Here is a 15,221-nt window from a genome sequence, read left to right as displayed (position 1 = left end):
GATGACGGTATTTTTGATGGCCGGCATTGCCGTGCTGGCGATAGGGCTTGCGCTGTGGCCGCTGTGGGCACGAGCGCCGAAGCAGGGCCTGCAGCGCCGCACGCTGAATGTCGTGGGTTATCGCACGCGGCTGCAGGAGCTGGAGATCGAGCAGCAGGTTGGCACGATCACCGCCGAAGCCGCCGAACCCTTGCGCGAGGAAGCCGCGGCCCGTCTGCTGGCCGATGCGGAAGCTGCGACGGAAGACGGCAAGCCGGTCGCGGAGGCGCCGCGGTCCTGGGCCGTCTTTGCGGTCGGCGCGGTGCTGATCGTCGCGGTCAGCGTCAGCGGCTATCTGCTCAGCGGCAGCCGCCAGCAGGCCGACTGGATCGCACAGGCGGCCAGCGATCCGCAGGCCGCGCAGAAACTCGCGATCGACAGCATGGTGCAGCGCCTTGAGACGCGCCTTTCCGCCGAGCCCAACGATGCCGAAGGCTGGGCGATGCTCGGCCGTTCGTACTACGTCACCGGTCGCCTGGCCGATTCGGCCGGCGCGTATGAGCGTGCCAACCGCTTGAACAGCGCATCGCCCGATCCCGATCTGCTCGCCGATGAAGGCGAGGTGCGCGTGCTGCTGCAGGAACACGACCTGCGCGGGTTGCCCAAAGAGCTGTTCGAGCGCGCGCTGGCGATCGATCCGGGCAATCCGAAGGCCTTGTGGTACGGCGGTCTCGCCGCGGCACAGGCCGGCAATTACAGCCTCGCGGTCGATCGCTGGCTGATCCTGCGCAAGGGCGACCTGCCGGACAATTTCCGTGCCTCGCTCGATGAGCGCCTGAAGGAACTGGCCCAGCTCGCCGGTCGTGAGGTGCAGCTCGACCCGGTCGCGCCGGCGGCGCCGGTGGACCATGCCGCGCTCGTCGCTGCGGCTGAAGCCGCGGAGGCGGCGAAACCCGCTGCTGCTGATGCTGCTGCAGAGGCGCCGGCCGGCGCGGGCCTGGTGCTCGATGTCAGCATCGATCCCGCCCTGGCGGGCTCGGTCGGCGCCAGCGACACTCTTTTTGTCGTTGCCCGTCGGCCCGACGCACCGGGGCCGCCGCTGGCCGTGCAGCGCCTGGGTGCGCGGTCGCTGCCGGCGCAGGTCACGCTCGACGACAGCAATGCGATGGCGCCGAACTTCAAGTTGTCGTCGTCGGACCGCTGGGACGTCATCGCCCGCGTCAGCCGTTCCGGCACCGCGCAGGCGCAGTCTGGCGATCTTGAGGGCCGCCTGCAGGTGACCCGCGATCAGGCCCAGCAGGGGCCGATCAAGCTCGTCATCTCCAAGCGCGTGCCGTAACTAAATTTTTCTTTGAGATTGTCGCCATGACCCAGGTTCTGAATCAGATTCCCGATGCGCAAAAGCTGATGCTCAAGGCGGCCGGCACGCTGATGCGGCGGCCGAAGGGCCGGCCGGCGCTGCCGGAGCTGGCGGTGGAGGTCCGCGATGTGGCGGTCGACGCCGGCCATCTCGCGGCCTATGCCGAAGTTTGCGGTTTCCAGCAGACCGAACAGTTGCCGATCACCTTCCCGCACGTGATGGCCGGCGCCCTGCATCTGCACCTGATGACGCAGAAGAGCTTCCCGTTCCCGATGCTTGGCCTGGTGCACATCCGCAACGACATCCGCCAGCAGCGCCCGCTGGGTGCCGGCGAGCGTTTCGACCTGCACGTGCGGATCGGCGAGTCGCGCGATGTCCGGCAGGGCATCGAGTTCGATATCCAGACCGAGGCGCGGATCGGCGAGGCGGCGATCTGGAGCGAGACCAGCACGATCCTGCACCGCATGCCGGGCCCGAAGGGCGGCCCTGCGCCGCGCCCGGCGCCGGAGCCGGCGGCGCTGGCCGACTATCGCCAGTTCAATGCGCCCAGCGATATTGGTCGCCGCTACGCCAAGGTCGGCTTCGACTACAACCCGATTCATCTGTCGCCGATCCCGGCCAAGCTGTTCGGCTTCAAGCGCCACATCGCCCACGGCATGTGGTCGATGGCGCGCTGCGCGGCCCTGCTGGAGCCGGAACTGGGCGCTGCACCCACTTCGCTCAAGGTCCAGTTCAAGCAGCCGCTGTTCCTGCCCGGACGGGTGGCGCTGAAGTTCGAGCAGACCGGCAAGACTCAGCGCTTCGCGCTGCTGTCGACCAGTTCGAGCAAGACCCACCTGAGCGGCGAGCTGAGCTGACCCGGACGGCGTCACGAGCTAGACTAGACGACCACAAAAACTGAGCGAAGAACCTATGCGCATCCGCAAAGCAGTTTTCCCGGTCGCGGGATTGGGTACCCGGTTTCTGCCGGCAACCAAGGCCAGCGCCAAGGAGATGCTGCCGATCGTCGACAAGCCGCTGATCCAATATGCGGTGCAGGAGGCGATCAGCGCGGGAGCCCAGGAACTGATCTTCATCACCGGCCGTTCGAAGAATTCCATCATGGATCACTTCGACAAGGCCTATGAGCTTGAAGCCGAGCTTGCCGCGCGGCAGAAAACCAAGCTGCTCGAGCTGGTGCAGGACATCGTCCCACCCGGCGTGACCTGCATCTTCATCCGCCAGGCCGAAGCCCTGGGCCTGGGCCACGCCGTGCTGTGCGCCTGGCCGGCGGTCGGCGACGAGGATTTCTACGTCATCCTCGCGGACGACCTCATCGACGGCCGCCTGCAGCCGGCGCTGGCGCAGATGCATCGCGTCTACCAGCAGTACGGCACCAGCGTGCTCGCGGTGCAGCGCGTGCCGAAGGAAGAAACCGGCAGCTACGGCATCGTCGAGACCCAGCCGGTCGGCCCGGGTCTGTCGGAAATCCGCCGCATGGTGGAAAAGCCGAAGCCGGAAGAAGCCGCCAGCGATCTGGCCGTCGTCGGCCGCTACATCCTGACGCCGCGCATCTTCAAGCTGCTGGAGCGCACCCAGCGTGGCGCCGGCGGTGAAATCCAGCTGACCGACGCCATCAGTGCAATGCTGCAGGAGCAGACTGTGCTGGCATATGAATTCGAGGGTACGCGCTATGACTGCGGCTCCAAGCTCGGTTATCTGCGTGCCAATGTTGAATACGGCCTCAAGCATCCCGAGTTGGCCGGCGAGTTCCGCAGCTATCTCGAAGGTCTGACCGCCGACTGGAAGCCGGGCGCGAAGAAGCCCAAGGCATAGTCACGGCAGAGCACGGAGCGGCGAGCGGGACGAAGCAGAGACGGAAATGACGAACAGCAAGTACCAGAGTTTCATCGAGTCTTCTTCGATCCAGGGCGCCAACGCGCCGTACGTCGAAGCCTTCTACGAGCAGTTTCTCGAAGATCCGGAATCGGTCGATCCGAGCTGGCGCGCGTATTTCCGCCTGATCCAGGATCAGAACGCGCCGCGTGAGACGGCGCACAGCGAAGTCGTCGCGCGCTTCGAACGTCTGGCCCGCGAACCGCGCCGTGTGGTGGCGGCCGAAGCCGGCTTCGATGCCCGCGCCGCTGAGAAGCAGGCCGCGGTACTGCGGCTGATCAACTATTACCGCGTGCGTGGCCACCAGGCCGCGAAGCTCGATCCGCTCGGCCTCGCGCCGGCGGCGCAGGTGCCGGATCTCGACCCGGCTTTCCACGGCCTCGGTCCCGAGGACATGGACACGGTGTTCAACGTCGGCTCGTTGGCATCCGCCGCCGACCGCCTGCCGCTGCGCGAAATCATCCGCATCATGCGCGCGGTGTACACCGACACCATCGGTGTCGAGTACATGTACCTGACCGAGACCAACGAGAAGCGCTGGATCCAGAAGCGCCTCGAACCAATGGCGTTCCAGCCCAAGCTGTCGGTCGAACGCAAGCTCGAAGTGCTGCGCCAGCTGGTGGCCGCCGAAGGGCTCGAGCGTTACCTGCACAAGAAGTACGTCGGCCAGAAGCGCTTCTCGCTGGAAGGCGGCGATGCGCTGATCCCGGCGATGGACGAAGTCCTGCACGCCTGCGCCGCGCGCGGCGTCGAGGAAATCGTCATCGGCATGGCCCACCGCGGCCGCCTTAACGTGCTGGTCAACATTCTCGGCAAATCGCCGAAGGCGCTGTTCGCCGAGTTCGAAGGCAAGTACGCCGAGGAGACCTTGAAGAAGGCCGGCGACGTCAAGTACCACATGGGCGTGTCGACCGACGTCGAAGTCGCCGGCAAGCGTCTGCATCTGGTGCTGGCCTTCAATCCCTCGCATCTGGAAATCGTCAACCCGGTTGTCGAAGGTTCGGTCAAGGCGCGCCAGGTCATGCGCAACGATGACGTCGGCCAGAAGATCGTGCCGCTGATCATTCACGGCGATGCCGCGTTTGCCGGCCAGGGCGTGGTCATGGAGACGCTGCAGCTGTCGGAAGCCAAGGGCTACAGCACCGGCGGCACGGTCCACATCATCGTCAACAACCAGATCGGTTTCACGACGCCGAATCCGATCGAGGCGCAGAGCGGCAAGGAAGCGCGCACGTCGCGTTACTGCACCGATCTGGCGAAGATGCTCGAATCGCCGGTGTTCCACGTCAACGGCGACGATCCGGAAGCGGTCGCGTTCGTCACGCACCTGGCGATGGATTTCCGCAACGAATTCCACAAGGACGTCATCGTCGATATCTGCTGCTATCGCCGCTGGGGCCACAACGAGGCCGACGAGCCGTCGGTGACGTCGCCGAAGATGTACGAGGCGATCAAGGCGCATCCGACGCCGCTGACGGTCTATGCGCGCAAGCTTGAAGAAGAAGGCGCGCTCGCCAAGGGTGAAGTCGACAACCTGACGCAGCGTTATCGCGACGGTCTCGACCAGGGCGAGAACATCGTCCGCAACACGCTGGGCCTGGTCGGCAACAAGCACACGGTGGACTGGCGCAAGTACAGCACCGGCACCTGGGACAGCGTCATCGACACGACGGTCAGCGCCGATGCGCTGAAGACGCTCGCCGGCAAACTGCTGGCGTTGCCCGATGGCTTCACGCTGCATCCGCGCGTGCAGAAGATCTACGAAGACCGCACCAAGATGGCAGCCGGCGAGCTGCCGCTCGATTGGGGTTTTGCCGAGACGATGGCCTACGGCAGCCTCGTCAACGAAGGATTCACGGTGCGCCTGTCCGGCCAGGATGCGCGTCGCGGTACGTTCTTTCACCGTCACGCGACGGTGCACGACTACCAGACCGGCGCGCGTCACACGCCGCTGCGGCATCTGGTCGCCGAGCGCTCGCGCTTCGTCGTCAACGACACGCTGCTGTCGGAAGTCGGCGTGCTCGGCTTCGAGTACGGCTATTCGACGACCGACCCGGAAACCCTGGTGATCTGGGAAGCGCAGTTCGGCGATTTCGCCAACGGCGCGCAGGTCATGTTCGACCAGTTCATCGCCTCCGGTTACGCGAAGTGGGGCCGTCTCTGCGGCCTCGTCACCTTCCTGCCGCATGGCTACGAAGGCCAAGGTCCGGAGCATTCCTCGGCGCGCCCCGAGCGCTATCTGCAGCTGTGCGCCGAGAACAACCAGCAGGTCTGCATGCCGTCGACGCCGGCGCAGATGTTCCACATGCTGCGCCGCCAGATGAAGCGTGCGCTGCGCCTGCCGCTGATCGTCATGACGCCAAAGTCGCTGCTGCGTCATCCGCTGTCGGTGTCGAGCCTCGGCGATCTGACCAACGGTGCCTTCCATCCGGTGCTGCCGGAGATCGACGCGCTGGACGCGAACAAGGTCAAGCGCATCGTGTTCTGCGCCGGCAAGGTCTACTTCGATCTGTATCAGGCGCGCCAGGCGGCCAAGATCGACGACGTCGCGCTGGTGCGCATCGAACAGCTGTATCCGTTCCCCCGCGAGGGCTACGAGGCGGCGCTGGATGCCTATCCGAATGCGAAGGAAGTGCTGTGGTGCCAGGAAGAACCTGAGAACCAGGGCGCCTGGTATCAGATCAAGCATCGCCTCGAGGCGTATCTGCGCCCCAAGCAGCAGATGATGTATGCCACGCGCAAGGGTTCGGCGACGACGGCGGTCGGTTATCTCAAGGTGCATCAGGCGCAGCAGGAAGAGCTGATGCGCGAGGCGCTGACCGGCGGCAGGCTCAAGTAACGCGGCAGAGAATCACGAAGCCGGAGTCGCGCCGCTGGCGCGCTCCGATCGACACGCAATAATCAGAACGAGCGAAATACGGAGCACCCATGGCGATCGAAATCAAAGTCCCTCAACTGCCGGAATCGGTGTCCTCGGCGACGGTTGCCGCCTGGCACGTCAAGGCGGGCGATGCCGTCAGTCGCGAGCAGAATCTGGCTGATCTCGAGACCGACAAGGTCGTGCTCGAAGTGCCGGCGCCGGATGGTGGCGTGCTCAAGGAAATCCGCGTCAAGGCGGGCGATACGGTGAAGTCGGGCGACATCCTCGGCGTCATTGAAGTCGGTGCGCAGGCGGCTGCCGCGAGCCAGCCGGCGGACAAGGCCACCGCCAGCACCCAGCCCGCCGAGAAGGCGGCTGCGGCGCCGACGGCAGCTGCCGACAACGAAGGTCAGAGCCCGGCCGTGCGCAAGCTGCTGTCGGAGCTGGGCCTCAACGCCGCGCAGATCACCGGCACCGGCAAGGGCGGTCGCCTGACGCCGGAAGACGTCAAGTCATATGCGGCACAGCCCAAGGCCGCGGCGGCCTCGACGGCCAGCGCTTCGAAGGCACCGGCGGTCAGCGCGCCGGCCGGTGCGCGTGAAGAGCAGCGTGTGCCGATGACGCGCATCCGCGCACGCATCGCCGAGCGTCTGCTCGACGCCAAGAACAACACCGCGATGCTGACGACCTTCAACGAGGTTGACCTCAAGGCGGTGTCCGATCTGCGCGCGCGCTACAAAGCCGAGTTCGAGAAGGCGCATGGCGTCAAGCTCGGCTTCATGAGCTTCTTCGTCCGCGCCGCGGTCGAGGCGCTGAAGAAGTATCCGGTGCTCAACGCATCGGTCGACGGCAGCGACATCGTCTATCACGGCTATTACGACATCGGCATCGCGGTGTCGTCGGAGCGTGGCCTGGTGGTGCCGATCCTGCGCGATGTCGACCAGCTGTCGCTGGCCGGTATCGAGAAGGCGATCGGCGAGTACGGCGCCCGCGCCAAGGCCAACAAGCTGACGATGGAAGATCTCACCGGCGGCACGTTCTCGATCACCAACGGCGGCGTGTTCGGCTCGATGATGTCGACGCCGATCCTCAACCCGCCGCAGTCGGCGATCCTCGGCATGCACGGCATCACCGAGCGTCCGGTTGTCATCGACGGCAAGATCGAAATCCGCCCGATGATGTATCTCGCCATGTCTTATGACCACCGCATCATCGACGGCAAGGAAGCCGTGCTCGGTCTGCGCACGATCAAGGAATGCCTCGAGGATCCGGCCAAGATTCTGCTGCAGCTGTAAGGCAGGGTCTGAGGATCTGAAGAAGGGCGGCCTCGGCCGCCCTTTTTACGTTTGTGCCCGCGGCTCTGCCGCCGTTTTTCGTTGGCGCTGGGGCACTGTTGCATGCGCAGCGCTGCGGCATACTCTCGGGCAATGGCCACTCCGCTGCACAACGATCCGATTCCCTTCATCACGCTGCCCAACTGGGTCAAGGCGGCGACGGTCTGTGGTTTCAATATCGAACCGATCTTTGCGCGCTACGGCGTGCAGACCGATCTGCTGCACCTGGAAGATGCGACGATCACGGTGCCGCAGCTGGGGCAGGTGATGGAGGCCTGTGTCGCCGCCTCGCGACAGCATCATTTTCCGTTCATGCTCGGCGAGACATTCGCGTTCGAGTACCTGCCGGACATCGGTACTTTTCTGGCGACCAGCCCGACACTGCGCGATGCGATGAAGGTGTTCGAGTGGGTGCGCGAGCTGATCAATCCGATGATCCGCTTCCGCCTCGACGAAACCAGCGAGACCGCTGCGCTGGTTCTGCTCGGCGATGGACAGCTCACGGCGCAGGACTGCTACTTCATCGAGTCGATCTTTGCTTCGGTGACCAAATTCGGCCGCATGCTGGCCGGCGATCTCGAGCAGTTCTCGCAGCTGCGTTTCCGCTATCCGGCGCCGGATTACGCGGACGCTTATATGCCGTACTTCCGGATTCCGGTCGCGTTCGGCCAGCCCAGCAACGCCATCGAGCTGCCGCGCGAGCGCCTCGACAAGCGTCTTGAGGGCGGCTTCGCGCGCCTGCACGAACAGGCCGAGCGACGTGTCGGCGCGATGCTCGCGCAGATGCCGCGACGAACCGGTCTGGTGGCGGCGATGGAAGCCGCGCTGGAGCAGAACACCACGCTGTTCGCCGAAGGCATCGACGGCATGTCGCGAGTCCTCGACATTCATCCGCGAACCCTGCAGCGGCGCTTGCATGCGGAAGGCGAGGCGTTTGGCGGCGTCATCGACCGCGTGCGCTACCGCCTCGCGATCAAGGCGCTGCAGCAGGCCGAGCTGGATCTGGAAACGATCAGCGAGCAGCTTGGCTTCTCCGACCGGCGCAGTTTCACACGCGCGTTCACGCGCTGGTCCGGGGTGTCGCCGAGTGCCTTCCGGCATCGCCGCGACCCCTGAAGCGGCAGAAAAATCCCCGTCCCGGCAGAGACTTGAAAGGCTGTCGCGAATTGTTCCCTCGGGTCGCCGGCGGTCATAGCCGGCTGCCGCGATGAGGCCTACATTGAATTCCAGACCTCAGGCTTGGCAATGGAGTAGGGCACATGGACGGAGATCGGATGCACATCGTTCCGCGACAGGGACCGGACCTCGACCTGGACGGCGATATCCCGAAGTACTGGTTCGGCGGCGACGCCTTCAAGACGCGTTTCTTCGACGCGATGTCGCTGCTGTTCCCGGAAGGCGAGAAGTTCTTTATCTGCTGCGTGCGCGACTTCCGCGACCAGATCAAGGACCCGGAACTGCAGGCGCAGGTCAAGGACTTCATCTATCAGGAAGGCCAGCACGGCATGGTGCATACGCGCTTCAACAATCGTCTGAAGGCGCAGGGCATTGCGGTCGACACGATCCTCGAGAAGCAGAAGGACATCATGTTCAACTTCTTCCGTAAGCGTTTCTCGCCGACCTACACGCTGGGCCAGACCGCCGCTGCCGAGCACATGACGGCGCTGATGGCGCATGGCTTCTTCAAGAACGGCATGTTCGCCGACGCCGATCCGCGCATTCGCGCGATGTACGCCTGGCATGCGGTCGAGGAGATCGAGCACAAGGCGGTTGCTTACGACGTGTTCAAGAAAGTCGCCGGCGGCGGATACTTCACGCGCGTGCTGTCGATGCTGCAGGTCGCGCTGACCTTCCCGCTGCATGTGTTCATGATCATGCGCCACATGTTCGCGGTGGACGGCGTCAAGAACCGACCGACAGTCTGGCTGCGCGGTCTGTGGTGGCTGTATGGGCCGGGCGGTCTGTATCCGCGCCTGCTGCCGCACTTCCTGATGTACTTCAAGCCGGGCTTCCATCCCTGGAAGCACGGCGATATGGCGCCGTATCAGGAATGGGTCGATGCCTATCAGCGCAGCGGCGGCAACGCGATCCGCGCGGCCGATGCGGTGATGGACGCGACGCCGCTGCCCGCCTGACGACTGCGGAGTTTCCCTCAGCCGGCGCCGGGTTTGCCCCAGCGTCGGCTTTTTGTTGTCCTGCGCGGGTAGTTTCCGTAGCGATGCCTGTGCTGCGTGGTTAGAATGCCCTCGACCATCGAGGAGCACCATGAGCACTGAATTTGATGTTGTCGTGATCGGCGGCGGCCCTGCCGGTTATCCCTGCGCCATCCGCGCCGCGCAGCTGGGCTTCAAGACCGCCTGCATCGACGCCTGGGTCAACAAGGACAACACGCCGGCCTTCGGCGGCACCTGCCTCAACGCCGGCTGCATTCCGTCCAAGGCGCTGCTCGAATCCTCCGAGCTGTATCACCGCATGTCGCATGAAGCGGCGGCCCATGGCATCGGCAGCGGCAAGCTGACGCTGGACCTGGCGAAGATGCAGGCGCGCAAGCAGACGATCTCCGGCCAGCTCACCGGCGGCATCAAGACCCTGTTCACCGCGAACAAGGTCACCGGCCTGCAGGGCAGCGGCAAGCTGCTCGGCGACGGCAAGGTCGAATTCAAGTCGCACGACGGCAAGGTCGAAGTGCTGACCGCCAAGCACATCGTCATCGCGACCGGCTCGGCGCCGGTGAATCTTAAGATCGCCGCGTTCGACGGCAAGGACATCGTTGATTCCTGGGGCGCGCTGGATTTCACTGAAGTGCCGAAGAAGCTCGGCGTGATCGGCGCCGGCGTCATCGGCGTCGAACTCGGCAGCGTCTGGAACCGCCTCGGCGCGCAGACCGTGATCCTCGAAGCGCTGCCGACCTTCCTGCCGATGGTCGACCAGCAGATCGCCAAGGAAGCGCTGCGTCATTTCACCAAGCAGGGCCTGGACATCCGTCTCGGCGCCAAGGTGCAGTCGGCGAAGGCCGGCGCCAAGGGCGTCGCGGTGTCGTATGAACTGAACGGCGAGGTCAAGACCGAGACCTTCGACAAGCTGATCGTCGCGGTCGGCCGCAAGCCGTACACCGACGGCCTGGGTGCCGATGTCGCCAAGGTCGCGCTCGACGAGCGCGGCTTCGTCAAGGTCGACGCGCATTACAAGACTTCGGCGCCGGGCATCTACGCCGTCGGCGATGTCATCGGCGGCGCGATGCTCGCGCACAAGGGCATCGAGGAAGGTGTGGCGCTCGCCGAGCAGCTCGCCGGTCATCACACGCAGGTCAATTACAACGCGGTGCCGAGCGTGATCTACACCGCGCCGGAAGTCGCCTGGGTTGGCCTCAGCGAAGAGCAGGCCAAGGCCAAGGGTCACGAGATCAAGATCGGCCTGGGACCGTTCGCCGCCAACGGCCGCGCCAAGGCGATGGAGCAGGCGGCGGGTTCGATCAAGGTCATTGCCGACGTCAAGACCGACCGCATCCTCGGCTTCCACATGGTCGGTCCGTATGTGTCAGAGTTGCTCGCAGAAGCGGTGCTGGCGCTGGAGTTCGCGGCGACCTGCGAAGACATCGCGCTGACCATGCACGGCCATCCGTCGCTGTCCGAGAATCTACATGAGGCGGTGCTGCTGGCGGACGGTCGCGCGGTTCATGCGGTCAACAAGGTCAAGAAGTAAACGAAGGGCTTGGGAAGTAAAACTGGTTCAATTTTTTCGGGGAACGATTTGATGAACATGCTCAAGAAGCTGGGTGGGGCTGGCTTTCTGATGGTGGGCTTGATGCTGGCGAGCACCGCAGCGCGGGCGGAAATCTTTGATCTGTCGATCGGCGACAACAGCTACCGCGCGGCGCTGTACGGTCCGCTGTCGCGTCTTGGCACCGACAAGAAAGGTCAATACGACGTCGGCGCCATCGTGCGCCCGGAGCGCAACGACGATCTGCTGGTCGGACACGTCGGCGCCCTGCTGACCGGCGATGCCGGCGCGCGCGATTTCGAGCTGGCTGCCGGCCTTGGCCTGCGTGGCGTCTATGTCGGCCGCGACCATGACAGCGGCGGTGCGATTGCCGTCGGCGGCCAGCTTGAAGCGCGTTATCCCGGCTTCGATCGCTTGGGCCTGTCGGTCTACGGTTACTACGCGCCGGACGTGCTGGGCCTGGGTGATGTCGAGCAGTACTACGAGATTGGCGTTGCGCTCGATTACCAGGTGTTGAAGGATGCGTCGGTCTACGTCGGCTATCGCAACGTCAACATCGAGCTGGAGCCGCTGGATGGCGATGTCACCGCCGACAACGGCCTGCACGCCGGCCTGCGCCTCAACTTCTTCTGATCGCTGACTACCGAGTTCCGGCAAACCATGGGTAGAGGTCCAAGTATCGCTGGCCGCAAGGGCGTTGAAGACGCCAAGCGCGGCAAGCTGTTCACCAAGTTCATCCGCGAAATCACCGTCGCCGCGCGTACCGGCGGCGGTGATCCGCGCAGCAACTCGCGCCTGCGTCTGGTGCTCGACAAGGCCTTCGACGCCAACATGCCGAAGGACACCGCCGAGCGCGCGATCAAGCGCGGCACCGGCGAAGGCGGTGCGGACCAGTTCGAGGAGATTCGCTACGAGGGTTACGGCCCGGGCGGTGTCGCGATCATCGTCGACTGCATGACCGACAACCCGACGCGCACGGTTGCCGACGTGCGCCATGCTTTCAGCAAGAACGGCGGCAACATGGGCACCAGCGGAGCGGTGTCGTACATGTTTGCCGAAGTCGGCCAGATCTTCATCGAAACCGCCGGCGACGGCGCGAAGGAAGAGCAGGCACTCGAAGTGGCGCTGGAGAGCGGTGCCGACGACGTTCTCAACGAAGACGGCTACACCGAAATCCTGACGTCGCGCGCGGCGCTGGTCGAGGTCAAGCAGGCCCTTGAGACCAAGGGTTTCGCGCTGCTGCAGGCCGACGTCACGCTGCGTCCGGCGAACACGGTGACGCTGGCTGGCGAGCAGGCCGAAACGGCGCAGAAGCTGATCGACATGCTTGAAGATCTCGACGACGTTCAAAAGGTTTATACGAACATCGCGTGACCCGCATCCTTGGCATTGATCCGGGTTCACGGTTTACCGGCTACGGCATCATCGATAGCGAACGCGGAAAATGCCGGATCGTGGCCAGCGGCCGCATCGCGACCGGCAATGGCGACATGGCGCCGCGACTGGCGCAGATCGATGCCGAACTGACGGCGCTGATTGCCGAGTTCTCGCCGCAGGAAGCCGCGTTCGAAGAAGTCTTCGTCAGCAAGAATCTGCGCAGTGCGCTGATCCTCGGGCAAGCCCGCGGCGTCGCCTTGTGCGCCGCCGCTCGTGCGACCTTGCCGGTTGCCGAGTACGCGGCAACCCAGGTCAAGCTCGCGCTGACCGGAACCGGCAGGGCAGAAAAGGAACAGGTGCAGCACATGGTGCGGATACTGCTCAATCTCCAGGGCAAGCTGGTCGCCGACGCATCGGACGCGCTGGCGGTTGCGCTGACGCATGCGCAGGTGCGCTCGACGCGCGCCGCGACCGGGTTGGCGTTGACCGGCCGCTGGGGGCGTGCATGATCGGTTCGATCAAGGGACGTCTGCTGCTCAAGCAGCCGCCGCAGCTGCTGGTGGACGTGGGCGGCGTCGGCTACGAAATCGAAGCGCCGATGTCGACGTTCTACAAGCTGCCGGCGGTCGGCGAAACAGTCTCGCTGCATACGCACCTGACCGTGCGTGAAGACGCCCATCTGCTGTTCGGCTTTGCGACCGCGACCGAGAAGGCGCTGTTCCGTGAGCTGATCCGGATTTCCGGTGTCGGCCCCAAGCTCGCGCTGGCGATTCTGTCCGGCATGGGCGTCGATGAATTCTGGATCACGGTGCGCGCCGGCGATGCGGTGCGGCTGACCAAGCTGCCCGGTGTCGGGCGCAAGACCGCGGATCGCCTGATCGTCGAAATGCGCGATCGCGCCGATCGTACGGATCTGACGCCGGTGTTGCCGGGTACAAGCAGTGCCGAGTCCACGCCGCTGCAGGAGGCGCGTTCCGCGCTCGCTGCGCTCGGCTACAAGCCGATCGAGATTCAGCGCTTCACCGAAGCCGTGTATAAGGACGGCATGAATACCGAGCAGATCATCCAGGAGGCGCTCAAGCGCGCCGTGCGATGAGCGATGCCGAGCGCCTGATTTCTTCCGTCGCGGGCAGCGACGAAGAGCGCATCGAGCGGGCGATCCGTCCGCAGCGTCTCGCCGACTACATCGGTCAGGCCGCCGTGCGCGAGCAGATGAGCATTGCGATCGAGGCCGCGACGAAGCGCGGCGAGGCGCTCGATCACGTGCTGATCTTCGGTCCGCCGGGTCTGGGCAAGACCACGCTGGCGAACATCCTGGCCAGCGAAATGGGCGTCAATCTGCGCCAGACCTCGGGGCCGGTGCTCGAGCGCCCCGGCGACCTCGCGGCGCTGCTGACCAATCTGGAGCCGCGCGACCTGCTGTTCGTCGATGAAATCCATCGCCTGTCGCCGATCGTCGAAGAAGTCCTGTACCCGGCGATGGAGGACTATCAGCTCGATATCGTCATCGGCGAGGGCCCGGCCGCCCGTTCGATCCGCATCGACCTGCCGCCGTTCACGCTGGTCGGCGCGACGACCCGCGCCGGCGCATTGACCAGCCCGCTGCGCGACCGCTTTGGCCTGGTCCAGCGCCTGGAGTTCTATTCCGAGACCGACCTGACGCAGATCATCCTGCGCAGTGCCGGCATTCTCAAGGCGCCGATCGCGCCGGCCGGTGCCGCCGAGATTGCCCGCCGTTCGCGCGGCACGCCGCGCATCGCCAACCGCCTGCTGCGGCGCGCGCGCGACTACGCCGAAGTGCGCGGCGACGGTGTCATCACCGTCGAATCGGCGGCCGAGGCGATGCGCCTGCTCAGCGTCGACAGCAATGGTTTCGACCTGATGGACCGGCGCCTGATCATGGCGTTGATCGAGCGTTTCGACGGCGGTCCGGCCGGCATCGACAACCTGGCTGCCGCGATCGGCGAGTCGCGCGACACCATCGAGGACGTGCTGGAGCCCTATCTGATCCAGCAGGGTTATCTGATGCGCACACCGCGCGGCCGCATCGCCGGCAAGCGGGCTTATGAGCACTACGGGCTGAAGGTGCCGGAGCGGCTGGCCACGCCGGATCTGTTCCAGTGACGGGCGCCGCGGTCTTCGAGTTCCCGGTCCGGGTCTATTACGAGGACACCGACGCCAGCGGCGTCGTCTATCACGCCAATTATCTGCGCTGGTTCGAGCGTGCCCGCACCGAGTGGCTGCGCACGCTGCAGCTCGGCCAGGAGCGCCTGCGCGAGGAGTTGGGTGCCGTGTTCACGGTCGCCAGCATGGAGATCGTCTACCGGCGGCCGGCGCGGCTCGATGACCTGCTGCAGGTCCAGACACGCGTAACATCGATCAAGCGTGCCAGCCTGATCTTCGAACAGAGCCTGTTACGCAGCAGCAATGGTGAGTTGCTGGCAACGGTGGCGGTCAAGATCGGCTGCGTCAGCTACGCGGACTTCAGGCCGACCGCCATTCCGGCGCCAATGCAGGCCGCGATAGACCAATGGCGACAGGGCAGCCCGACCTGACCGTTCAACCCGCGAATGTTACCGCTCGTCTGGCGGCAACCCATTTCGCTACTTTTATCATCAATTCATGCTGTGTTTTGGCGCCATTGTGATATCGTTCCGCGCTGCAGCAAGTGCAGCTGCAAGTTGTTGGTAACCTTACCTTTCAGCAAGATTTTTAC

General features: G+C 64.8%; 14 protein-coding genes. All 14 read left to right on the top strand.

The annotated features are described in order from the left end of the window. The first annotated feature begins 1 nt into the window (after position 1). The 14 genes from ccmI to ybgC all read left to right on the top strand — a co-directional run bounded on the left by ccmI (position 2) and on the right by ybgC (position 15,060). Complete coding sequence (gene ccmI / locus AC3WUF_RS07975) at positions 2–1,318, top strand: c-type cytochrome biogenesis protein CcmI (RefSeq protein ID WP_492424255.1); 1,317 nt, start codon at positions 2–4, stop codon at positions 1,316–1,318. A gap of 26 nt (positions 1,319–1,344) precedes the next feature. After that, positions 1,345–2,196 (top strand): MaoC/PaaZ C-terminal domain-containing protein, encoded by an 852-nt coding sequence (locus AC3WUF_RS07970; protein WP_492424253.1) that lies wholly within the window; start codon positions 1,345–1,347, stop codon positions 2,194–2,196. A 55-nt stretch (positions 2,197–2,251) separates the two neighbouring features. Further along, positions 2,252–3,154: a UTP--glucose-1-phosphate uridylyltransferase GalU gene (gene galU, locus AC3WUF_RS07965; protein ID WP_492424251.1), complete on the top strand. Its 903-nt coding sequence runs from the start codon at positions 2,252–2,254 to the stop codon at positions 3,152–3,154. Positions 3,155–3,200: 46 nt separating this feature from the next. Continuing rightward, positions 3,201–6,053: a 2-oxoglutarate dehydrogenase E1 component gene (locus AC3WUF_RS07960; protein ID WP_492424249.1), complete on the top strand. Its 2,853-nt coding sequence runs from the start codon at positions 3,201–3,203 to the stop codon at positions 6,051–6,053. Between the two features lie 89 nt (positions 6,054–6,142). Next, on the top strand, positions 6,143–7,369 hold the full coding sequence (gene odhB, locus AC3WUF_RS07955; protein WP_492424247.1) for a 2-oxoglutarate dehydrogenase complex dihydrolipoyllysine-residue succinyltransferase: 1,227 nt from the start codon (positions 6,143–6,145) through the stop codon (positions 7,367–7,369). Positions 7,370–7,501: 132 nt separating this feature from the next. Then, positions 7,502–8,524, top strand: a complete 1,023-nt coding sequence (locus AC3WUF_RS07950; RefSeq protein ID WP_492424245.1) for an AraC family transcriptional regulator — start codon at positions 7,502–7,504, stop codon at positions 8,522–8,524. Positions 8,525–8,667: 143 nt separating this feature from the next. Further along, positions 8,668–9,543 (top strand): metal-dependent hydrolase, encoded by an 876-nt coding sequence (locus tag AC3WUF_RS07945; protein WP_492424243.1) that lies wholly within the window; start codon positions 8,668–8,670, stop codon positions 9,541–9,543. 130 nt (positions 9,544–9,673) lie between these two features. Further along, positions 9,674–11,110, top strand: coding sequence for a dihydrolipoyl dehydrogenase (lpdA, locus tag AC3WUF_RS07940; RefSeq protein WP_492424241.1), 1,437 nt, complete (start codon positions 9,674–9,676; stop codon positions 11,108–11,110). Between the two features lie 51 nt (positions 11,111–11,161). Beyond that, a complete protein-coding gene (locus AC3WUF_RS07935; RefSeq protein ID WP_492424239.1) occupies positions 11,162–11,761 on the top strand; it encodes a YfaZ family outer membrane protein in 600 nt (199 codons plus the stop codon). 27 nt (positions 11,762–11,788) lie between these two features. Further along, complete coding sequence (locus AC3WUF_RS07930; RefSeq protein ID WP_492424237.1) at positions 11,789–12,502, top strand: YebC/PmpR family DNA-binding transcriptional regulator; 714 nt, start codon at positions 11,789–11,791, stop codon at positions 12,500–12,502. After that, entirely contained in the window at positions 12,499–13,014 is a 516-nt protein-coding gene (ruvC, locus tag AC3WUF_RS07925; protein ID WP_492424235.1) for a crossover junction endodeoxyribonuclease RuvC, read from the top strand. Before AC3WUF_RS07930 ends, ruvC begins: the two co-directional genes overlap by 4 nt. Continuing rightward, complete coding sequence (gene ruvA, locus AC3WUF_RS07920) at positions 13,011–13,601, top strand: Holliday junction branch migration protein RuvA (RefSeq protein WP_492424233.1); 591 nt, start codon at positions 13,011–13,013, stop codon at positions 13,599–13,601. The genes ruvC and ruvA overlap by 4 nt, the downstream gene beginning before the upstream one ends. Then, on the top strand, positions 13,598–14,629 hold the full coding sequence (gene ruvB, locus AC3WUF_RS07915; protein ID WP_492424231.1) for a Holliday junction branch migration DNA helicase RuvB: 1,032 nt from the start codon (positions 13,598–13,600) through the stop codon (positions 14,627–14,629). The genes ruvA and ruvB overlap by 4 nt, the downstream gene beginning before the upstream one ends. Beyond that, complete coding sequence (gene ybgC / locus AC3WUF_RS07910; protein WP_492424229.1) at positions 14,626–15,060, top strand: tol-pal system-associated acyl-CoA thioesterase; 435 nt, start codon at positions 14,626–14,628, stop codon at positions 15,058–15,060. Before ruvB ends, ybgC begins: the two co-directional genes overlap by 4 nt. Positions 15,061–15,221: the final 161 nt, after the last annotated feature.

The sequence above is a fragment of the Fontimonas sp. FW305-C-3 genome (assembly GCF_058783185.1).
This window is presented reverse-complemented; position numbering and strand designations above follow the sequence as displayed.